This is a genomic window from Sporomusa sp. GT1 (genome assembly GCF_014634905.1).
GTDB classification, from domain to species: domain Bacteria; phylum Bacillota; class Negativicutes; order Sporomusales; family Sporomusaceae; genus Sporomusa; species Sporomusa sphaeroides.
Genome location: NZ_BMBX01000018.1, coordinates 16,442 through 38,527, shown reverse-complemented (window position 1 = coordinate 38,527; position 22,086 = coordinate 16,442). Strand labels below are relative to the sequence as shown.

Annotated in this window: 20 protein-coding genes; 3 read left to right on the top strand and 17 right to left on the bottom strand. The window is 49.6% G+C overall.

Translation table 11 applies throughout. The features are described from left to right. Positions 1–257 precede the first annotated feature (257 nt). The 8 genes from GT1_RS16835 to GT1_RS16800 all read right to left on the bottom strand — a co-directional run bounded on the left by GT1_RS16835 (position 258) and on the right by GT1_RS16800 (position 8,587). On the bottom strand, positions 258–1,886 hold the full coding sequence (locus tag GT1_RS16835) for a hypothetical protein (protein ID WP_143558939.1): 1,629 nt from the start codon (positions 1,884–1,886) through the stop codon (positions 258–260). 337 nt (positions 1,887–2,223) lie between these two features. Next, complete coding sequence (locus GT1_RS16830) at positions 2,224–3,456, bottom strand: LL-diaminopimelate aminotransferase (RefSeq protein WP_075752128.1); 1,233 nt, start codon at positions 3,454–3,456, stop codon at positions 2,224–2,226. Between the two features lie 205 nt (positions 3,457–3,661). Continuing rightward, entirely contained in the window at positions 3,662–4,333 is a 672-nt protein-coding gene (locus tag GT1_RS16825; RefSeq protein ID WP_075752126.1) for an energy-coupling factor transporter transmembrane protein EcfT, read from the bottom strand. Beyond that, complete coding sequence (locus GT1_RS16820) at positions 4,326–5,159, bottom strand: energy-coupling factor ABC transporter ATP-binding protein (protein ID WP_109298175.1); 834 nt, start codon at positions 5,157–5,159, stop codon at positions 4,326–4,328. Before GT1_RS16820 ends, GT1_RS16825 begins: the two co-directional genes overlap by 8 nt. Next, positions 5,152–6,015 carry an energy-coupling factor ABC transporter ATP-binding protein gene (locus tag GT1_RS16815; protein WP_075752124.1) on the bottom strand — a complete coding sequence of 288 codons (864 nt, stop codon included), beginning with the start codon at positions 6,013–6,015 and terminating at the stop codon, positions 5,152–5,154. The genes GT1_RS16820 and GT1_RS16815 overlap by 8 nt, the downstream gene beginning before the upstream one ends. 3 nt (positions 6,016–6,018) lie before the next feature. Next, positions 6,019–6,585, bottom strand: coding sequence for a tryptophan transporter (locus tag GT1_RS16810; protein WP_075752122.1), 567 nt, complete (start codon positions 6,583–6,585; stop codon positions 6,019–6,021). Between the two features lie 474 nt (positions 6,586–7,059). Continuing rightward, on the bottom strand, positions 7,060–8,181 hold the full coding sequence (locus tag GT1_RS16805; RefSeq protein WP_075752120.1) for a sodium ion-translocating decarboxylase subunit beta: 1,122 nt from the start codon (positions 8,179–8,181) through the stop codon (positions 7,060–7,062). A 46-nt stretch (positions 8,182–8,227) separates the two neighbouring features. Then, positions 8,228–8,587 carry an OadG family protein gene (locus tag GT1_RS16800; protein WP_075752118.1) on the bottom strand — a complete coding sequence of 120 codons (360 nt, stop codon included), beginning with the start codon at positions 8,585–8,587 and terminating at the stop codon, positions 8,228–8,230. A gap of 256 nt (positions 8,588–8,843) precedes the next feature. Here GT1_RS16800 and GT1_RS16795 point away from each other — a divergent pair, with 256 nt between their 5' ends. Then, positions 8,844–9,173, top strand: coding sequence for a citrate lyase subunit alpha (locus GT1_RS16795; RefSeq protein ID WP_083945325.1), 330 nt, complete (start codon positions 8,844–8,846; stop codon positions 9,171–9,173). 102 nt (positions 9,174–9,275) lie between these two features. Here the strand turns inward: GT1_RS16795 and GT1_RS16790 are convergent, their stop codons facing one another. From GT1_RS16790 to GT1_RS16760, 7 genes are all read right to left on the bottom strand, one after another. Continuing rightward, positions 9,276–9,749, bottom strand: a complete 474-nt coding sequence (locus GT1_RS16790) for an 8-oxo-dGTP diphosphatase (RefSeq protein WP_075752116.1) — start codon at positions 9,747–9,749, stop codon at positions 9,276–9,278. A gap of 15 nt (positions 9,750–9,764) precedes the next feature. After that, complete coding sequence (locus GT1_RS16785; RefSeq protein WP_075752114.1) at positions 9,765–10,646, bottom strand: diacylglycerol kinase family protein; 882 nt, start codon at positions 10,644–10,646, stop codon at positions 9,765–9,767. A 19-nt stretch (positions 10,647–10,665) separates the two neighbouring features. Beyond that, positions 10,666–11,418, bottom strand: coding sequence for an MBL fold metallo-hydrolase (locus GT1_RS16780; protein WP_075752112.1), 753 nt, complete (start codon positions 11,416–11,418; stop codon positions 10,666–10,668). Positions 11,419–11,678: 260 nt separating this feature from the next. Further along, positions 11,679–13,040: an MFS transporter gene (locus GT1_RS16775; RefSeq protein WP_075752108.1), complete on the bottom strand. Its 1,362-nt coding sequence runs from the start codon at positions 13,038–13,040 to the stop codon at positions 11,679–11,681. Positions 13,041–13,191: 151 nt separating this feature from the next. Next, positions 13,192–14,346 (bottom strand): uroporphyrinogen decarboxylase family protein, encoded by a 1,155-nt coding sequence (locus tag GT1_RS16770; RefSeq protein ID WP_075752106.1) that lies wholly within the window; start codon positions 14,344–14,346, stop codon positions 13,192–13,194. A gap of 46 nt (positions 14,347–14,392) precedes the next feature. After that, a complete protein-coding gene (locus GT1_RS16765) occupies positions 14,393–15,028 on the bottom strand; it encodes a corrinoid protein (protein WP_075752104.1) in 636 nt (211 codons plus the stop codon). Between the two features lie 34 nt (positions 15,029–15,062). Continuing rightward, entirely contained in the window at positions 15,063–15,866 is an 804-nt protein-coding gene (locus GT1_RS16760; protein WP_075752102.1) for a methyltetrahydrofolate cobalamin methyltransferase, read from the bottom strand. A gap of 677 nt (positions 15,867–16,543) precedes the next feature. On the opposite strand from GT1_RS16760, the gene GT1_RS16755 reads away from it, so the two are divergent. Together GT1_RS16755 and GT1_RS16750 are read left to right on the top strand one after the other, a co-directional pair. Beyond that, entirely contained in the window at positions 16,544–18,235 is a 1,692-nt protein-coding gene (locus GT1_RS16755) for a sigma-54-dependent Fis family transcriptional regulator (RefSeq protein WP_075752100.1), read from the top strand. Positions 18,236–18,411: 176 nt separating this feature from the next. Beyond that, positions 18,412–19,767: an MFS transporter gene (locus tag GT1_RS16750; RefSeq protein WP_075752098.1), complete on the top strand. Its 1,356-nt coding sequence runs from the start codon at positions 18,412–18,414 to the stop codon at positions 19,765–19,767. Between the two features lie 160 nt (positions 19,768–19,927). Here the strand turns inward: GT1_RS16750 and GT1_RS16745 are convergent, their stop codons facing one another. Beyond that, positions 19,928–20,590, bottom strand: coding sequence for a DUF1638 domain-containing protein (locus tag GT1_RS16745; protein WP_075752096.1), 663 nt, complete (start codon positions 20,588–20,590; stop codon positions 19,928–19,930). 221 nt (positions 20,591–20,811) lie between these two features. Next, the gene (locus GT1_RS16740) at positions 20,812–22,083 is read right to left on the bottom strand and encodes an exo-beta-N-acetylmuramidase NamZ domain-containing protein (protein ID WP_223226324.1); all 1,272 of its coding nucleotides are present in this window, start codon (positions 22,081–22,083) and stop codon (positions 20,812–20,814) included. Between the last annotated feature and the right edge of the window lie 3 nt (positions 22,084–22,086).

Below are 22,086 nucleotides of genomic sequence, written 5' to 3'. Positions count from 1 at the left end.
CATACGGAAAAAATTAAAACTCTTTTCTTCCCAGTAAAAATAACGGCAATAAGCTAACAGCTATTCTCCGCAACTTGTTGCCGCACAGCAAATCAGGTGGGGAATTATCCCCACCTGATTCAACGCTGCCTGCAGCAGCAAATGCTTCTATTTTGTCTTGTCACCAGCAGGCTTATCAATTCTTCCCGGATAAAGCTCCCCAGCCTATGTATATCATCAGACTAAAGCTCATTGGGATTGAAACTGCCTTCAGCTAACTAGCGGAAAAGCTTTTGGATCAGTTTGTCGGTAACGGCTTCCCTTACTTCCTCTTTCGTGACCGGCAGTTTGCGTTCCTGAAGCCTTTCCATCACACTCTGACTCAATTGTTCAGGATAGAAGGTTCCTATATCTGTCTTGATCACCAGATTGCCGATTTCGGTTGCCGCCGAACCCTGTTTGATAAAGCTGCCGGTCAGAGTCCTGAACGATATGCCGTACGCCTTGCCGTTGTCAATGGAAAAATTGCCCTGCACCACAGCAGCCGCCGCATCGCCGCTGGCCGTTCCGGTAAAGGCCAAGGGACCTTTAACATCTTTATCAGTCAGTTTTGAGCTGTCAAGACCGCTGCCGGAAACAGACAGGGAATATTGCTCGGTATCGGGGTTAATGTCACCGCTGGCCGATACGGAACCACCCAGCGAGGTACCATGCGCTGTCAGTAATTTCATGGTCTCCTGCGCATAGGAAAAAGCGCCGGTGATACCGTTGACAACAATATCATCAAACTGGATACTGCCAAGAGTAAAGTTGCCGGCCAACACCGGCGACAGAACCGGGCCGGTAATCGTCCCCTGTGCCGCCAGCATACCGCCGGTTTTCAGACTGGGCACCAGCGCTGCCGGGTCTGCGGCCGGCATTTGGACGGCAAAATCCAGTGTTTGCGTACCGTCCACACTTGTCAGCACCCGTCCGGCTCCGGTAACAGACTGCCCCCGGTACAAAGCCTGTCCATCCAGAAACTGAATAGCCTTATCCTGTTTTTCAAACCGGGCACTGCCTTGGGTCAATGCCAGCGCGCCGGTTGTGGCAATCCCGGAAAAGCGTCCTGCCAGTGTTTGCAGCAGTACCGCGCCTGAAGCATCCTTACCAAGTTTAACCGTCAGTTCATCCAGCCTGCCGCCGGTCAACTGAATGGGATCATCTGCCGACGTCAGGCCCAATTTAGCCAAATCCATGCCTTCTGCGGACAAATTAATTTCCGAAGTGCCTTGACTGCCCCATTGTCCGCCCAGCTTCAGGGCCGTCTCATCCACTTTGCCGCTGGCGGCAAAACCGAGCTGGTCTGCCTGCCGGAAATCAATATTGCCGGTTAACTGGTCTACCGTTTTGGCAAAAAACGCTGTTTCCACATGCAGCTTGCCACCCTCGACCTCTACCAGACCGGCAAAGCTGGCTTCTTCTTGTTCTTGTTTCGTCTTAAGCAAACCATCCCAATTCAACTTGTCCTGGTTATAGACAACCCAAACTTCCGGTTTTTCCACAACCACACCGGTCACCAACTGCGGCCCCAGCTGTCCTTTCAATAAGTCACTCCAGCTATAACTGATTTGTATCCGGCTGATCTTGGCCAGCAGTTTACCGGCCGCATCCAGCACCTGGACTTCCTTGGCCTCTACAGAACCTAAAATTGACAAATCAATGCCACCCACTATGACTTGGCCATTGACCGCTTCATTAGCCTGTACCAGCAGCGTTTGCTCCGCCACTTGCCGTACCTTGCCGGCGGCAAATTGAAAGAGACTTGCTCCTACCAGTACAATCACTGCAAAAATAAGCAAACCGATTTTTTTCCGGCTCCATGCCGGACGGGGTTCTATTACTGTTTGTTGTTCGTCACTCATCATTCACGCCTCCGGTATCTCTAAAATGGTTGCCGGCTGCCGCCGCCAGGCTGCATCCGGACCTGTTTTGAAACACAGTATGTATATATCATTCTCCCCTGCACCGCCTTTTTCCTGTTAAGCAAGCGCAGACAACTGCTTCCTAGTTCTGTCAACAGGTAACATCACTGAGGCGCAGGCGGCCGTCATGCATAAGCGGAGGTTAAGCGCCGGCGTCGCAGTATTCTGTGACGGCCGCCTGCGCCGGGCCTTGTACCGCCGTGATGCTATAATCTCCGGCAAACCTAAAAACAGAGATTGCAAGCACTATTGCCGCAATCTCTGTTACAGGTAAAGTTGATTATAAACTTAATTTGGTCTTAATCCGGTCAATGGCTTCCTGTGTGCTTTCCTGGCTGCCAAACGCCGTAAGGCGGAAATAGCCTTCGCCGGCCGGGCCGAAACCGGCGCCCGGTGTGCCGACAATGTTGACTTCGGTTAAGAGTTTGTCGAAAAACGACCAGGAATCATAGCCTTTAGGGGTCTTAAGCCAAATATAAGGCGCGTTTACCCCGCCGAACACATCCAGGCCAATGCTTTGCAAGCCTTCACGGATAGTCTTGGCATTCACCATATAGTAGTCAATCAGTTCTTTGATCTGCCGCTGGCCTTCCGGCGTATATACCGCTTCGGCACCGCGCTGGATAATATACGGCACACCATTAAACTTAGTGGTTTGGCGGCGGTTCCACAGCTTGTTCAAAGGGTATTGGCCGCCGTCTTTCGTTGCCGCCATAACCGTTTTGGGTACTACGGTAAAGGCGCAGCGGGTACCGGTAAAACCGGCATTTTTGGAGAAAGTCCGAAATTCAATGGCTACTTCTTTCGCCCCTTCAATCTCGTAGATGCTGTGGGGAATGCCCGGTTCCTGAATGTAGGCTTCATAGGCGGCATCATAGAGAATGACAGAACCATTGGCTTTGGCATAGTCTACCCATTTTTTCAGTTCTTCCTTCGGCAAGGTAGTGCCTGTCGGATTATTAGGAAAGCACAGGTAAATGATGTCCGCCCGCTCCTCAGGCAGTTCCGGGGTAAAGTTGTTTTCGGCATTGCAAGTCAAATAGGTAACACCGGCAAATTTACCGCCGGCCAGTTCGCCGGTACGCCCGGCCATAACATTGGTATCCAGATACACCGGATACACCGGGTCGGTAATAGCCACCACGTTATCCACACCGAAAATTTCCTGAATATTGCCGACATCACTTTTGGAGCCATCGCTGACAAATATTTCGTCAACATCCAGCGTCACACCCAGCGGTGCATAATCGGTAGCAATAATTTTCTCAATAAGAAAAGCGTAACCTTGCTCAGGGCCATAGCCGCGGAAGGTCCGGGCGTCAGCCATTTCGTCAACAGCAGTATGCAGCCCCTTGATGACTGCCTCAGGCAAAGGTCTGGTTACATCACCGATACCCAGTCTGATAATGTCGGCAGCAGGATGATCTTCCTTGAATTTGGATACACGCCTTGCTATTTCAGCAAACAAATAACTCCCAGGCAATTTAAGATAATTGTCGTTTATGAAGGCCATGCTGTGAAACTCCTCTCTGGTTTGAATAATTTGGCATTTAAGAATTGTTCCCCAAAATAGTAAGAGCCATGCAAGCAGTAACAGTTGTTGCTGCTACAGATAGTATATTCTGCCATAAAAATACTTTTCCTGCATTTTTCTGTAAAAAAAATAATTGCCGCCACCGGGCTTTTCCCCACTGGCAGCAACAAAGGCTCCCCGCTAACTATCGCACAATCGCCAACCCGATGGTCAGCGCCAGCATCAGCAGCAAAGCAGTATAATCAAGACTGCCCAGCGCTACGTCAGCGGTAAATTGACGCCGCCCCTGACGGCCAAATCCTCTGAGCTCAAGACTCATCGCCATAGTTTCCGAACGCGATACTGCCCGGAGCACCAAGGGTTCAACAATGGCAACATAGTCTTTCAGGCGTTTTAGCGGACTGCCGCGAAAAACATAGCCCCGGCAGGCCTGCGCTTCCCGGACAATCTGACTTTCCTCAAGAAAATCCGGAACAAACCGGAGCGCCGAAGTAAACATAAAAGCATATTCATACGGTATCCGGCATTGGCTGACCAGCGCCGCTGTCAGGTCCTGCAACCTGGTTGTAGCCAATAAGAACACAAAAATACTGGACATAGCAAACATTTTAAGACCAGTCATCAGCGAAAATTCCAGTGTACTGCCAAACACGTATTGCAAAGCTGCCAGCATTACGGCAAATACCGTTAAACCGGCAACTGCCTTACAATGCTTGGCTGACGGACGGTACAGCGCCAGCAGCAAGAGTTCGCCGCCAACCAAAATGGCTTGCCCGGTCAAGGTGGGAAGCAGCAAAGCCCATATCGAAACCGCAGCAGTCAAAATAAGTTTAGTGAGCGGTGCAAGTCTAGGCATGGTTTTCCCTCCTCTGGTTTATCGCACGACTGACCAACCCGGTCAGTTCTGCGGCATCTGTGCTGTTAATCCCGTTAAGCTGCTGGCTGAGAGCCACGGCAGCCGGGGGTATAAGGCCCCACCTGGCGATATCCTGACTGCCGTCAAACAACGCCGCCGGCGTACCGTCAAACACTTTGCAGCCTTTGTCAAGCACGACCGCCCTGGTAGTATACTCCGCAATAAGCTCCATGTCATGGGTAACTAAAATAATGGTAATGCCTTGTTTATTCAGGCCCACCAACAGTTCCATCAGATTTTGCGCTTCCCAGGGGTCCTGTCCGCTGGTCGGCTCATCCAGAATCAACATCTTGGGCTGCATAGCAATGGCCGAAGCAATGGCTACCTTCTGCTTTTGTCCCCGGCTAAGTGTTCTGGGAAAACTGTCTGCCGCCTCCGTCAGTCCGGTCATGCTAAGCGCCTTGGACACAGCCTCATTAACAGCTTCCGGGGTAAACTTCAACTGCTCAGGCCCGTAAGCCACCTCTTTGGCAACCGTATCCCGGAAAATCTGCCTGTCAGGGTTCTGGAACACATAACCAATGCTGTGAGCCATGTCGGCCGGTGTCATCGCTGAGGTATTCTTCCCCTGAAGCGTAATACTGCCGCTGGTGGGTTTCAATAACGCCATAGCTAAACGGGTCAGCGTAGTTTTACCACTGCCGTTGCGGCCGGCTAACGCCACAAATTCACCGCTTGCCACGGCAAAGTCCACGCCATCCAGCGCCCGCCCGCCCTTGTTGTAGTCAAAAACAATATTATTAATATCTAAAAGAATTTCAGGCACTTTTGGCCACTCCCTCTTTACAGGTCAATCGATTTAGTTCTTCTGCTGCCTGACTTTCACTTTTCCAGGTACCAAGCCGGATGCCTGTCGCTTCCTCTATTGCCAGCTTAATGCTCCATAATGTCGGCACACCTTGCTTAAGCTCAGGCTGCTGCCACATAAAGGTAAGTGTTTCGGCTACATCGCCGGCAAATTTCATCTGGCCGTCCTGTAAAACAATAATCTGACTGGCATAAGGCAAAACCCGCGCCAGCTGGTGTTCAACGACAATCACGGTTTTCCCCTGGACATTAAGCTCATGCAGCAGTTCGTAAATACCGGCAGCGCCTTCAGGATCAAGCGCCGAAGCCGGTTCATCAAGCACCAGAATATCGGGTGACAAAACAAGCACGGCAGCAATCGCCAGCCGTTGTTTCTGCCCGCCGGATAAACCGGCTACTTCCCGCTCCTCCAGCCCGGCCAGCCCCACCATGGCCAGCGCCTGACTAACCCGCTCGGTAATTTGGCTGCGGCTGCAGCCCGAAGTTTCCAGACCAAACGCCACTTCCTCCGCAACCGTCAGGGCCACAAGCTGACTCTCATAGTCTGCCAGCACGGTCCCCACCTGTTCTGCCAGCTCGCCCATACTGCTGTGGGAGGCGTTAATACCACCTACCTGCACATGCCCACCCCGGCGACCGCCAAAATAATGGGGCACAACACCGGCAACAGCCAGCGCCAAACTGGTTTTGCCGGCGCCGCTGGGGCCGGTAATCACACTAAACGATCCCCGGGGGATGGTTACATGTATATCATTAAGTACCAGATCACTGCCAGGATACGCATAAGAAAAATGTTGAAATTCGACAGCTGTCATTGGCTAATCCTCCTTACCGCCAAACAATCTTTTCGCCGGGAAATACAGCAGTTGGGTTATGACCATATTAATGCCGGCAGCCATCAGCACTACAGGCATCATGCCATAAAGATAAACAGCCATCGGCAAGGCCAGCACTACTTTCAGTATGCTGATAAAGGTAAAACCGCTGGCCACGGTGCTGATACCTGCCGTTATCGCCGGCCGCAGGTTGACACCGCCCAGCTTCAGACTAAATGATGTATGGACCAGCAATGCGCACACCACAGCACCCACCGGCTCACTGGCAAAATTAGCGTAGGGCAGGGCAGCCTTGGAGATAGGTATCGAAATGGCCCCTGTCACCAAACCAATGCCTGCAGCCTGTTTCACATTTACCCGGGTCAGATTGATGGCAATACAATACATCGCAATCAGCCAATTGGGCGTAATGCCGCCAACAGCCGGAGTAACTATTTTCAAAATAGCACCTATCGCCAGAAGCAGCGCCGTGACTGCCACCCAGCGGAAACGGCCCTCTTGCCCGGTTTTAATGGTAACTAATTCTTGTTGTTGCTGTTTGGTGTTCACGTAAACTCCTCCTTTTATTATCTGCCCTAAAAAACACAAAACCCCGTCCCTTGAAACATGCAGAACTGCATGCTCCAAGGGACGGGGTACTATAACCCGCGGTGCCACCCCAGTTGACCAGATTTCTCCGGCCCGGCTCAATCTAAGTACAGGACAATAAGCCCGATACCCGCTTCCTGGTAACGGCGGAAGAATCCCGACAGCGCCTACCCCGGTAACCGGCTCGGACTGTATCTCCCAGGTCCATTCGACATGCTGAGCGGCGCCAAACTCCCACTGCCGTTGGCTCGCTGTGGCTCTCTAGCCATGTGTACTCTTCCTGGTCATCGATGTAAAACCATATGTCATTGAGCAAAGTATAGCAAAAGGTAAGGTAGCTGTCAATGGCTTTTTGCGATTGACAACAATTGCCGGTGTAGTCTATATACATACTCGTACCCCTCATTATGGCCTGCAAGCAGGATGAAGGGGAATCTACTTTAGCATTGCCAGCATAGTACCGGCAGCAACAGCCGTACCTATTACACCGGCTACATTAGGCCCCATAGCATGCATTAGTAAATAATTGGATGGGTTTGCCTTTTGTCCGACAATCTGACTTACACGAGCCGCCATGGGTACGGCTGAAACGCCGGCTGACCCAATCAGCGGATTGACTTTACCGCCGGTTGCATAGCACATGATTTTACCGAAAAGAACTCCGCCGGCTGTACCACCGGCAAAGGCAACCAGCCCTAAACAGATAATAAGAATAGTCTGGTATGTGAGAAAGTTTTCCGCTTTCATAGTGAGGCCTGTACCGGTAGCCAAAAAGATAGTGACTGTATTGATGAGTGCATTTTGCGCAGTATCGGAAAGACGATCAGTAACACCAGATTCACGGAGTAAATTCCCCAGCATCAGCATGCCCATAAGGGAAGCAATAGGCGGCAACAGCAGGCTGATAACAATAGTAACCGCTACCGGGAAAGCCAGTTTTTCAAACTTAGTGACAGGGCGCATTTGATCCATCACTATTTCACGCTCTTTTTGAGTTGTTAATGCCTTCATGATTGGCGGCTGAATCAATGGCACCAGCGACATATAAGAATACGCCGCAACTGCAATGGCACCCAGCAAATGCGGCGCCAGCTTAATGGTGAGATAAATTGCCGTCGGGCCGTCGGCACCGCCAATTATTCCGATGGCGGCAGCTTCCTGGACACTAAAGCCGAGAGTCATAGCACCCATAAGCGATACAAATACACCGATCTGAGCGGCCGCACCTAAAAGCAGTGTGGACGGGTTGGCAATCAAGGGGCCAAAGTCAGTCATAGCACCAACCCCAAGGAAAATCAACGGCGGGAATATCTCGTAATGAATACCATATAAGATGGCCTGCATCAAGCCGGGTTCTTCTTCAAACCCAGTTTTGGGGAAATTGGCAAGAATACAGCCAAAAGCAATCGGAGCCAGCAAAAGCGGTTCAAAACCTTTGGCAAAAGCCAGATATAACAGGATTATTCCAACGATTATCATAATGCCATTACCAACAGTAAAAGCTGCGAATCCACTATCTGACCAAACAGCTTGAAGCGCAACAGCAAGTGCATCCATTATCTTTTTCCTCCTTTTTTGAATACTTCAATAGAGTTTTTGCAGCCTAAAACGATTGATTTTTGGCAGATACACCTTCCAGGCGGGCGGCTTGAAACCAGGCTTTGCCTCCTGCCGGGCGAATTGATACAATTTGCTCAGGGCTATAACCATAGGCAGCTATGGCAGCACTAATAACAGCCACTATTTCAAACTTATCTTGACTAGCATCAGCATATTCCGGTTCCGGAACAGTTGCAGGAACACTTACAAGAAATTTTTTAGTTTCAGCTACATTTTTTTCACGTGTCGGGTCAATAATTCGGATAAATTTAATGACCCAGATTAAAGCATACAAAACAGCAAAAACTACTAACAAGTTTATGAGTGAAATCATTAACGGATTAGTTGTAACCGGTTGTTCCATTTTTTCACCCCATTTCTACGGCGTATCACAATATTATTCCCCGTAATTTACAGTATCGGATTTTACCTCCTTTTCTAAGATAAAGAAAATACGGCTTGCGCCGAGCCTGTGGCGACAGCGGAAGCCGATGTTGCCCTTATCCAGGCAAAAGTTATACTTTCTATCAAGATAAAATAACGGGAGAAACCGTGATGACAGGCTTCTCCCAAATTAGACATATTTTCCTATAAATTCATAATAAACAAAGAACCATTTATTGTCAAGCCTTTTGACGTTAATTGTGGCCAATTTGCTGTGGGGACGGTTGCCTATTGTCAAAGACAATGTGCTGACGGCAACAACTCCCGGTGAAACGGTCGACGTGCTCGTTACCGAGCGTGGCGTGACAATATATCCTTCGCGCCGCGACCTGTGGGAGAAAGTAACGGCGGCGGGACTGCCGGTGAAAGATATTCACGAGCTTAAGCAGGAGGCGGAAAAAATTGCCGGGACGCCGCAGGCTGTTAAAACAGGCGACCGCATTGTGGCTGTTGTGGAATACCGTGACGGTACTGTGATTGATGTAGTCAGTCAGGTGGCCGAATAAGACTATAAGAAAAGCGAACGCAACAGAAAAATGGCTCCTGCAGCAGGATGCCATTTTTCTGTTGCGTTCGCTAGAGTTTGTCTTTTGTTTGGCGTGGTCCCTTTATACTGTCCGGATGCTAATATAATCAACCGCTTCCTGGTCTTCGGAAAAAACAACGCTGCCGGTAACTTTTTTTCCCTTGAGCACCGCCGGCAGCCAGTAGCTGTCATCGGCCCACATTTCCTTATACGGAATATCAGGCACATCAAACCATACCGGTTTCATTTCCGTGGTTTCCTCCGGTTCCCCCTGCCAGTTGCGGACAATATACACATACACATCATGCTCAAGCTCAGGCTTATCAGGAAAAGAAAACATCAGCTTCCCGACGTCTTCCAAATCGCTTTCCTGTACCTTAAGGCCGCATTCTTCAGCCAGCTCGCGCACAGCGGCAGCCGCCGGCGTTTCACCGTCCTCGATCTTGCCGCCAAAACCATTGTATTTGCCACAGCCAAAACCTGTCTTCTTCATTCCGAGCAAAATACGCTCAGCCGGCTTTCCCTGAACAGGCAGGCATAATGTTGTCGAATACATCCTCGTGTCCCCCTTTTAAAACCGAAAAACTTTTAACTTATTGGTAACTGTTGATATAGCCAGCGGCAATAGCGGTCCCCGCTCGCCATCCAGGTCGCTTTCTACCGGTTCATCACATTCAATGACAATGTCTGTCGCCTGTACATACCGGATATGGCTGCTGGAGGTATGCCTGCCGGAAAAAATACTGATAAACAGGCCCATCAGGTCCGGAATACTGCATTTATTAACAATCAACAAATCCAGCTTGCCATCATCGACTTTTGCTGCCGGTGCCAGCGTGGGAAAGCTTCCCACCATGCCGCTATTCATAATCAGAAACAACAAAATATCGTCCTCAAATACCTGACCGTCAGCCGTTATCCTGACATGAAGCGAACGAAAACTGGGCAACTCCCCCAGACCTTTAAAGTAGTATGCCATCCGGCCAAGCGTGTTTTTAAGAGAAGCATCGACACTATGGGCAACCGAAGTCAACAGCCCGGCACTGGCCACATTCAGAAAGTATTCCCCATTGACGCTGCCAACATCCACCGCACGCCATAAACCGCCGGTAACAGCGCGCAGGCATCCTGGCAAATCTTTGCCGAAATTCAGATGGGTGGCAAAATCATTGCAAGTCCCGCTGGGAATTATGCCAAGCGGCACATCAATGTCTTCGGCCAGCATTGCATTAATCACTTCATGCATCGTGCCATCGCCACCGGCTACAATAAAGCCGTCGGTGGCAAACCCCTTGATCTCGTTGATAAATGGCCGGATATCGCCTTTGTATCTGGTGCGAAAGGGCAATACCAGACTGCCTGCTGCCTGCAGATATTCGACTACCTCATCCAGCCTGGATTTAAATCTGGCATCCCCGGACACGGGATTATAAATCAACGCATACTTTTTCATTGTTACCTCTCCTGCCGGCCTAAAAATCCAGCCATTGACCGTCGGCCGGGACTCGCACCCTGCCGCCCAAACGCTCCTGTTGGATAAATTCATTCAGTTCCGCCCGGGTCAAGAGACAATGGTTAATTGCCTCCATGTGCAATACCACCACTTTGGCTGCCGGCGCGTGCTGACAAACCCGGAATATATCCTCTTTCCCCATGGTTATCGGCTCACCCTGGTTAAACCTGGCTGCACCACCGTAGAGGACAATGACTTCAGGTTTATGGATTGACAGCGTCTCGGCCACTTCCGGACACCAGACAGTATCACCGGCAATATAGAGTGTTGGTTCAGTGGCCGCCTTAAGCACATAGCCCGACACAGGCGCCATCTTACGGCCAATTTCGCCGGTGCCATGCTGACCACCGGTTCGTATCAACTCTATATTTCTCCAGGTTATAACCGGATCTACCGGCTGTACTGCGGTAAACCCCAGCAAATGTAGTTTATCCCGATCTTCGGGCTGGCAAAACACCGGCAAAGCCTTCGGCAATTGTTCACCGGCAGCCGTATCAAAATGATCACGGTGTGTATGGGTAAGCAAACAGCCATCTGCCGTCATGACCTCTTCGACGCTGACAGGCAATTCCACCAGCGGATTACGCCGTTGATTAGGTGAGTTATCAATAGGTGTCATTGCTGCTGCCGGACTTAACACAGGGTCGACCAACAAAGTTACACCTTGGATATGTAAGTGAAAAGTAGCATGCCTCAGGTGCCTAATTTTCATTACCATCCCCCTCTGGTTAAACGATTGGCATTTACTATCCAGATTATACCACACTTTTTTATATCCTTGCAGCCCCTGAATATCTCAAACATAGTAAAGAAAAAAATAGCAATGCAACGGACTAAATCGGCCAGATTTTTTGTCATGCCATTAAAAGCCGTCGTTACTTGCCCGATTTCGTCTATGCGACACAAAAAGAGGAACACTCCCGCCTACGGCCAAAACGCCGGGCTGTGAGTGTTCTGTTTATGGACATACGTTTAACTGGATATACTTTCTAAGGATTTTCCTTTGGTTTCCTCACCCAGGATAATTACCGCCGCCGCCGCGACAGCATAGCATACGGCCCCCAGCGCGAAAACCCCTTCAATCCCGGCATGCGGCAAAATGGCCCCTACCAGATAAGAACCCACAATGGCCCCCAGCCGCCCCACCGCCGAGGCAAAGCCAGCTCCGGTAGCACGGGCGCGGGTAGGATACAGCTCCGGCGTATAAGCATACATGCAGGACCACATACCCAGCATGAAAAATTGCATAATTAAACCAAAAATAATTAGGCTGTTCATGGTTGTCGCCATACCATAGAAATAGGCTCCTGCCGCTGCTCCCAGCAGAAAAATTACATTGGTCGGCTTACGGCCGAGGCTCTCAACCAGATAAGATGAAGTCAGAAAGCCCGGAATACCGCCAAGGGAAATAGTTACCGTATAGAAAACCGATTTTGTTACTTCAAAGCCCTTCTGCTGCAGCAAGGTGCCAAGCCAGGTGGTTAAGCCATAATAACCCAGCAGAGCAAAGAACCATAAGCTCCAGATCATAACCGTTCGTTTGGCATAACCCGGCGCCCATAAATCCGCAAAGGAAGACTTGTCCGCCTGTTTAGCCGGATCATAAGGCCTGGGCTCAACAACCGGCAATTCCTGACCGCCCAAGGATTTTTTGACTCCTTCCTCAAATTCGGCAACCACTTGGTCGGCTTCCTCCAGGCGGCCTTTATCCTCCAGCCAGCGCGGCGATTCAGCGATATAATATTTAACCACAAAGTAATATAAAACCGGCACGGCTTCCGCAAAAAACACCAACCGCCAACCGCCAATAGGAATCAGGAAGTAGGCAAGAATGCCCGCACAGATAAAACCGATAGGCCAGAAGCCTTCCAGTATAGCGATATAGCGTCCCCGGTTCTGGCTGGGAATAAATTCGGATACCAGAGACATGGCCGGCGGAAAACCCGTGCCTAAGCCAAAGCCCAGCAGAAGACGGAACACACCCAGCATCTCCGCCGTTTGAGCCAAAGCGCACAGAATACTGGCGCCGCTATACACCAAAATGCTATTTTGCAAAATCACCTTTCGCCCGAACTTATCACTTAACATGCCGGAGGCCGACGCGCCGACAGCCATGCCGATAAAGCTCATTGTAGCAAGCAATCCGGCCTGCTGCGGCGAAAGGCCAAAATCCGTCTTGATCGAACCTAACACAAAAGTCAACATGGCCAGATCCATGGAATCAAACAGCCAGGCGGCGGCAATCAGCACAAAAATCCGTTTTTGATAGCCGGTGAGCGGCAACCGCTCAAGCCGGTCAGGTACACTTGCACGCAGGATCACATTGTTATCCATACCGGAAATACCCCCTCAGTGTAGTATTTCTGTGTCAACCAAAGCGATCTGCCAATTGTTATTGTATTTATTTACTTTTCTCAAATTGCCGTTTGAGCAGGGAAGCCTCCCAGGCTTCCCGCCACAAACGGCAGTGCTTCCCCTACTATGATCAGTATTTGCAATTGGCCTGGAACGTTTCCCACATAGCAATGAAATTTTCAATAGGCACATCGTCCTGAATATTGTGCACCGGCGAGAAGACAAAGCCGCCGCCTGGAGCGAACAAGTCGATATTCCGCTTGGTCTCTTCCCGGACTTGTTCAGGGGTTCCGTTCGGCAGGGTTGCCTGCGTATTGATGCCACCGCCCCAAAAGGTAATTACCTTCCCGAATTCTTTCTTCAGGCGCTCAGGCTCCATATTGGTGGCGGCAATCTGCACCGGGTTCAGGCAATCATAGCCGGCTTCGATAATGTCCCCGATTACCTCATATACCGAACCGCAGGTGTGCAGTGTGGTTTTAATACCAGGCTGTGATTTTTTTATAAATTCATTGAGCTTTTTGTGATAGGGGAAAATCAGTTCCCGCAGTACTTTCGGTGAACAGAAGGTTCCGCGCTGGGTGCCGAAGTCGTCGGCTTCCGCGGTTACGTCAAGCAGTCCGTCATATTCGTCAAACAGATAACCGTACCATTCGATTTTCTTTTGGTAGAGCTTGTCAATAAAGGCCTCGCAACGCTCCGGTTCGGCCACCAGCATAGCAAGCCAATTTTCATAACCGTAGACCAACGGCCCGGTTTGCAAAAAACCATTGCCAAACACCTGGCAGGTTGTTGTCAGAAAGCCCGCCGTGCGGTAATCCTCAAGCTCTTTTCTCGTACCAGGCACCAGGCGGTTGGGACAAGGCCAGATATACTTGGCGTCGTCTTCCTCATCTTCCGCTTTGCCCAGGGCAGTGTCGTACAGGTCGTAGTAGAGGCTTTGCTTGTGAGGCATACGGTAGGTGGTACCAAAATCATTGGTGAAATACGTGTACTTTTCATCTTCCCATTCCCGCACATACGGGCTTACATGCTCTTTCACATATTTTACCCTGGCATTACGGACATCGCAGCCAAGCAAATCCATTACCTTATCTGACGCATAAACCAGTTGGTAAGGTTTTTGAGCAATTTCCAAATTGTCTTCTTTCAGACCAAAGTAATCCAACAGCTTCTTATAAAAATATTTTGTAAACTTACACGCATGGCCTGAGCCTAAATCGAGTGGTATACGGTCCGGTTCCTGATGATTCAGAGCCATTTGCAGTCTCTCACGAGAATTCATACTATAACCCCTCCCTTATATATTTGGCTGGTGCTGCTTTATCCGGTTACGCGATAAGCTCTTTGGAAAGGCTTGCGGCCGAAGCTGCATTTTCCGCATAACCGTCGGCACCGATTTTATCGGCAAATGCCTGAGTTATCGGCGCGCCGCCGATAATAATCTTAACCTGGCTTTTAAGTCCGGCTGCTGCAATAGCACTGACAGAGGCTTGCAGAGCCGGCATTGTGGTGGTAAGCAGGGCGGTCAGGCCGACAATCCGGCAATCCGGGTTCGCTTTTATGGTATCAACAAATTTTGCCGCCGGAACATCAACGCCTAAGTCAATCACTTCAAAGCCAGAACCCTCCAGCATCATGCCCACAAGATTTTTGCCGATATCATGCAAATCGCCTTCGACCGTACCGATGATGAATTTCCCCAGAGTAGCCGCAGCTCCGCCAGCAAGATGGGGTTTGAGCGTATCCACACCCTTTTTCATTGCTCTGGCAGCCACCAGCATTTCCGGAACATAGATGTCTCCGGCCTTAAACTGATCGCCTACAATTCCCATCGCGGCAATCAGGCCGTCGTTCAAAATATCAGTGGCGGCAATACCTTCCGCCAACGCTTCCTCGACAAGGCCGCCAACCAGTTTCATTTTGCCGCTTGCAACCGCGGTTACGATTTCCTGAATTTTTGACATGTTGCATTCCTCCTGGTTTAATAAAATCTATTTGTTATTTTTGCTGCCCGAATTTGTTTTCCCGGTAGGCTCCTATGTATTCCATACAGTATTCATCCATGCCCAGCAGTGCTTCGGTAGCATAAATCATCCCCATCAGATCCCGATTCAGCGGATCAATGATCGCACTGTCCATGCCCGCGTTCATTGCCAGGACGAGAAAAGCCTGATTGACCAGTTTTCTGGCAGGCAGATTAAAGGAAATATTGCTGCCGCCACCGGTAACATGAATATCCGGATATTGCGCTTTGATGGCTTTAATTACTTCTGTAACGGTGTTGATCCCGTCTTCCGAGGTGCAGAGCATTTGTACCAGAGGATCAATATGCAGGCGGTTTGGAGCAATACGGTAGGCTTGCGCTTTTTCCATGATGGCGGCAAATACAGCCAGCCGCTTTTCCGCATTCTGGGGCAGCCCGGTGTCGTCGCATAAGAGTGCGGCACATTCCCATTTTGTATCGGCAATTAACGGAAAGATGACCTCAATCTTGTCACCTTCCATGGATACCGAATTAATAAGGCCAGGCTTGTTGCAGAACTTCATCGCCGCGGCACAAATACGGACATCAGGACTGTCAATGGCAATGGGTGTATCGGTAACTTCCTGCACCAGCCCGATAAGCCATTGCATAGTTTCAAGCTCGATCTGGTTATCGACCGACGCGCACACGTCGATAAACGCGGCCCCGGCATTGGCCTGTATTGTTGCAAGGTTCCGGATAAAATCCGCATCCTTCCCTTCGATGGCCTTGGCTACGGCGGGAATAGAACCATTTATTTTTTCACCAATAATAATCATCGCTTACTATCATCTCCTCCTAATGTTGTTACGGAGCATTCGTGCATCAGCAGAAAATATACCTTTTTTTTGCTGCTTTCACCCGCTGGGACAAGCCGGCACCAGACTACTGTTTTGTGGATCTTCATTCCGGATTTTAATGCTTTCTGGATTGGATGATGGATTCGGTTTATGCCTATGCAACATTTATGCCAATCTTCAAAAAATAATAGTTTATCTACTTGAATAGAATGGCATGGTCGTTGCTTATGTATATAGTTGGGAAATACTGAAAACCACTTAGCCGGATGGCAAGCATGCCATAATTTGAAGCTGCAGCCGGAAATCCTCCTGACTGCGTTCCCCGTATTCCTAAAAAATATTAAAATTCAAAATTTTTTAACAATATTGTCATTGTTCTGCCCGACAGTACGGCGATTATGAGTTGTTTTCGAATCAATGTCAGCCGAAAATACTGGCAGTTCGCGCGGTATTAGTACTACCAAAATGCTTTTATCTACACTTTAAAGCAGCGGAAAACAATATAGAGTCATTTACGATTCGCATTACCGTGATATCAATTGGCGCTGACTTGAAAAACCTGTATACTTTAAAAGGAATTAAGCACTATCGATTGAGTCGATAACGAATCGCAAAGTTTAAATATTTCAATAATTTTGCCAAATGGAGGGGCTTGTGTGGAGATATTACATCAGGTGAAACGTGTTACAGATAATAAAGAAACTATCATTGTGACAATCTCTGAAGAAAAACAAATTCTCTATTGGAATAAAAAAGCCGAATTGATTTTCGGGGATACGGCTGGCATGATTGCTTTTTTAGAAAGCCTGCATATCTCAGAAATCTTTGACACCGTTATAACCGACGGCACGGAACAGTCCCTGCGCTGCACCCTTCCCAACAACCACTGTTATGAAATGTTCATTTTTCCGTTCCGTCCGGCGAAAAACAAAGTAAATATCACTATTTTGTGGCATTTGTCCGAAGCCTGGGAGAGTTGGTCCAACTGGGACGAGAATATTTTCGCCCTGACCCAGGAAATCATTGACGCCGTGGCCGATGGAATCATTATCGTTGACGCCAAGGGTATTGTCCGCCAGACCAATAAATCCTATGAGGCAATGGCCAATATCCGCAAACAGGACTATATAAATGTGCATATTGACACGCTGGTGGAAAACGGGTTAATTCACCAGGGCCTGTCGCCTATGGTTGTTGACAGGAAAGAAACCATGTCCATTGTCGACTTCCGGAACGGTAAAGATATGCTGCTCACAGGAACCCCAGTGTTTGGGCGCACTGGAGAAGTCATTTGCGTTCTGTGCAATGTACGCGACGTAACCGAACTGAGAAATTTGAAAGAGCAGCTTTCAGAAAGCAAACGGCTGCAACAGGATTATTTAAAAAAGCTCAACGAAGTTATGTCCCCCAACATATTGAATTTCCACACCGAAAACGCCAAAATGCGGCATATTGTCGAGCTGGCAATGCGGGTGGCGCCGTCCAATTCCACCATTTTGCTGCTGGGTGAATCCGGTGTAGGCAAAGGTGTCTTTGCCAATTTAATTCATCAGTCAAGCAAACGCAATGCCAAGCCTATGATGGAAATTAATTGCGGCTCCATTCCTCCCAACCTCTTTGAATCGGAGCTTTTCGGCTATGAGGCCGGCGCATTTACCGGCGCCAGCAAAGGGGGAAAGCCGGGAATATTTGAGCTTGCCGACAAGAGCACCTTATTCCTGGATGAAATCGGCGATTTGCCCGGCGATATGCAGGTCAAGGTTCTCAAAGCCATCCAGGATAAAAAAATCATGCGTATCGGCGGCAACAAACCGATTCATGTTGATGTACGCATTATTGCCGCCACTAACCGGATTTTAGAGGACATGGTAAAGAAAAAAACCTTTCGGGAGGACCTCTATTACCGGCTGAACGTTATTCCTATCCTGATTCCGCCTTTGCGTGAAAGGCCGGAAGACATCTTGGCGCTGACACTGCATTTTATCAAAAAGCTCAACAGGGAATACAGCATGAACAAATTCTTCCAGCCCCTGGTACTCAACGCCTTTCTGGACTACCACTGGCCCGGCAATATCCGGGAACTGGAGAATACCGTGGAACGCTTGCTCATTACCAGCACATCTTCTGAGATTCCGTTGGCAAGCTTTTATGAAATCAAAGGAAATTCCGGCAATAACGATGGTACTATTGCCATACCCTTACAGGAAATTTTAGACCAAAAAGAAAAAGAACTCCTTCTCGCAACCTACAAAAGTACCAACAGCACTCGAAAGAGCGCTTCTCTGCTGGGCCTAAGTCAGTCGGCCTTTATGCGAAAAGCAAAAAAGCACGGTATCTCCCTGCGGTAATTCCCGTTTTGTTTACCGACAGAACAAATGTGTTGGCACGAAAATTGCTTTAGTGAAAAGTAGGATTTTAATGGATGGTGGTCGTCTGGATTGGAACCAAAACTGCTTTCACCGTTACGCACTGGGTACAGCCAACTGATTCGAAACAACTTGAATACTGCGAGGAGGAGTAAACCATGGGGGAACGGTTCGAAAACAACATAGCCGGACGTCTAGACAGACTGCCGCTATGTTCGGTTCAGTGGAAACTGTGGCTTCTGCATGAAATATGCTGGATATTAGGTTCTGTTGGATTGGGAACGGCGACTTTTGTATTAGCTTCCATCGGAAATGAATTTACCTTTACATCTACAAGCAAAGGTCTTGTCGCTTCATCCACCTACCTGGGCATGTTCTTCGGTGCCAGTTTGTCCGGCTACCTGGGCGATAAATTCGGCCGCAAAAAAATGCTGGTGATATCCATCTTTATTTGGAGCTTAGCCAGTCTGGGACTGGCCTGGAGCCCAAACATCACTTTCTTTTGGATTTTCCGGTTTTTCCTGGGCCTGGGAATGGGCGCTCAGTTCCCGATGACACAGTCCATGCTGTCGGAGCTTTTCCCCGCCAATAGCCGGGGACGCGCCATCTGTCTTATGGAGGGCGGCTTCCCGCTGGCCTGTATCTTAGCCGGCCTCATTTCCTGGGTAGCGTTGATGTATGTCGACTGGCGATACGTTTTCTTGATCCAAGCGCTGGGCGGACTTTGTGTGTTCATGGTAATATACAAGATTCCGGAATCAGCCCGCTGGCATGAATCGGTAGGGCAGTTGGACAAGGCAAAGGCCATTGTCGAAACTATGGAAGCCCAGGTCATTAAAGTAACCGGCAAACCCTTGCCGGCCATCCCGGAACCGATTGTCGACGAAAGGGATTACTCCGGTAAATCCAAACTGGCCCAATTGTTTGAGCCTGACCAGATTAAGAAGACACTGACCCTTTGGACGCTCTGGTTCTGTGTATTGTTTGGCTTTTACGGTTTAAATACCTGGATTTCGGCCCTGCTGGTAAATGCCGGGTTCAGTGTGGTTAAATCCAGTGGTTTCGTCCTGCTGATGTATTTACCCGCCATACCAGGCTACCTGTGCGCGACTTATTTCGTGGAAATATTCGGCCGCAAAAAAATGATCTTTTCGTATTTAATCCTCGCGGCGGTATTTTGCTATTTTTACGGACAGTCACAAACGCTTACCGAGCTGTTTGTCTTCGGCTGCTGCATGCAGTTCTTCATGTTCGGTATGTGGTCGCTCATTTACACCTATGCCTCAGAAGTATTCCCGACAAGAATCCGTTCCACCGGCTGCGGTACAACTTCCTCGGCTGGCAGAATGGGTTCGCTGATTGCACCGACACTTTTCGGCCTGCTGTTGCCGTACATAGGAAACAGCGGTTTGTTTAATCTCGGTGCGGCGATTTTTATAATCGGCGGCACGGTGACGCTTATCTTCGGCGTAGAGACAAAAGGCAAACGCCTGGAAGAAATCCGCAATCTGTAAGAAGTATTGAGAGCCGTGCCGAATCCGAGTTTCGACACGGCTCTCTTTGATACCGGGAATTCCAAACCAGCCTCGGCCGGCCTGCAAGTGTAAAGTAAACAGGCGCGCCTTAGCGACAGCCAGTTGCGTCACGCGCCGCTCATAAGACGCTGCGTCCGGGTTAGTCTGGATCAGCAAACAGCTCGCTGGTAATAACAGCGCCATTTTCTACAATAACAAAGTCATCCTCCCAGGGACCGTAGATCAGTTTTCGCAGGTAAGTGTCGCTCCCGGCAATTTCCTCATACCGCAGCCGGAAAAAGTCGGCAAACTGCCGGACATAAGCAGCCGCGAACCGGTCCCGGTCGTCACCGGTTTGTATAAACAAGGCCCGGGTATAGTGCTTTAGGGTTTCCTCGGCAATCCAGCGAGAATCTTCTTCGCCATATTGCTCAATATTTTTCCAATACTCCTTCAACGGATCCGGTGCGCCATCCACCCAGCCGGCAGTAAAATAATAGGTGCCGCTGTTCTTGCGGAATTCATCAAGATATCTTTGCCGTGAGCCCAACACCAGACCGATACAATCATCCGAGCGGGGAATAATCAGGCGCTGGCCGGAAGCCCCCCGCAGGCCAATAATCGCGTTGCTGCATAACCCATATGCAAACAGCAGGGTCTGATATCGTCCGGATCGGTCAATCAGCTGCTGCAATTCCTGCCGCAGCTTATCCGGCGTCCGGTGGAGCAGCTGTTCCAGATAAACCGCATCGGCAGGTATCTTTCCCTGCCTTTCAATTTGCGTTTTCAAAACTTCACAGCCAATTAATAGAACCTTGTTCATGAGTACCTTCTCTCCTTTACGTGCGTTCTTCTTAGTAAACGGTACAATTTTTTCCATGATTGTCATGGTAAATCTATCCTTCAGCTAATATGTATAGAAAAATATATTGCAAAAAATATGCCAACCGCCAAACCGACAGCAAAGTCCGACAGGTGCGATAAATACAACTGGCTCCTGGCCGTACCTTAAACAGTACAGCCAGGAGCCAATTTCTGGATTGGTTAATTATAAAGATAATATTGTTTAGACAGTGCTTTAAACCGCGCGGCAGCCTCATCCCAGTCATGTAATATTTCAGCCACAGGCACTTCGTTCCGCACACGGCTGTCACCCGTATAAAGGTCGATGGTCGCCGTAGCGGCAGTGGACGGCAAAGTAAACGCAAACTTGCCGCCGCTCATATCCTTGATTACATACAGCAGAGTCAGACCTGTCCGCACCGGGAGAAAGGCCTGCCTGTCAGTCACATGCAGCTGCACCCCGCCGCACAGTCTGCCAGTGTATTTGACCTCGGCCTGTCTTGGTGTAAAATACACCGGCCGGAAGGCTACCCCCGGCAAACCTGCGGCATTCATGCGTTCCGCCAATGCGGCGGCATTAAGCCAGGGTGCGCCGACAAGCTCAAAGGGCCGGGTAGTGCCAATACCTTCCGATATATTGGTACCGCCAAAAATTCCCGTACCGCTGTACACCAGGGCAGTATCCGGTGTCGGAACATTGGGGGATGTCATAACCCAGGGCAGCCCGGTATCGTCAAAGTGCATCCTACGCTGCCAGCCTGTCATCGGAATTACCACCAAATCGCAATGAATATTGTACTCACTGTTCATCAGGCGGGCCATTTCGCCGATTGTCAGGCCATGGCGGGCCGGAATGGGATATAGGCCGATAAAGGATTCATACCCCGGCTGAATAATATTGCCTTCCACCGCTTCACCGCCGGTTGGATTAGGACGGTCAAACACAACAAAGGTCTTGCCCTGTTCTTTGGCGCTTTGCATGGCATAGGCCATGGTAAACATATAGGTGTAGAACCTGGCGCCAATATCCTGCATATCAAAGGCCAGGACATCGATATTGTCCAGCATGGCAGCGGTTGGTTTCTTGGTTTGGCCATACAGGCTGTAGACCGTCACACCGGTAGCTTCATCCAGATAGCTGCCAACAGCGGCCCCGGCAGGTATAGCCCCTCGAATCCCATGTTCAGGTGAAAATAGGGCAACAAGGTTGGTCTTGGCTTTAAGCACATCAATACTGCTCTGAAAATCGCTGGTCATCCCTGTCTGATTGGTGATAAGCCCCACCCGCTTTCCCTGAAAAACAGTGAGGTGTCTGTCAATATTATCAATGCCCAGCCGCACCGGAGCTAGGGCCGGAGCAGGGGCCGGCTTTTCTGCCGCCTGCCCGGACAAATCCGGGGCGGCGCTGCAGCCTGTTGCTGCTATCAGAAAATACACCAGAAAAAACATCATAAGTAAGCGTTTACTGTGCACAAC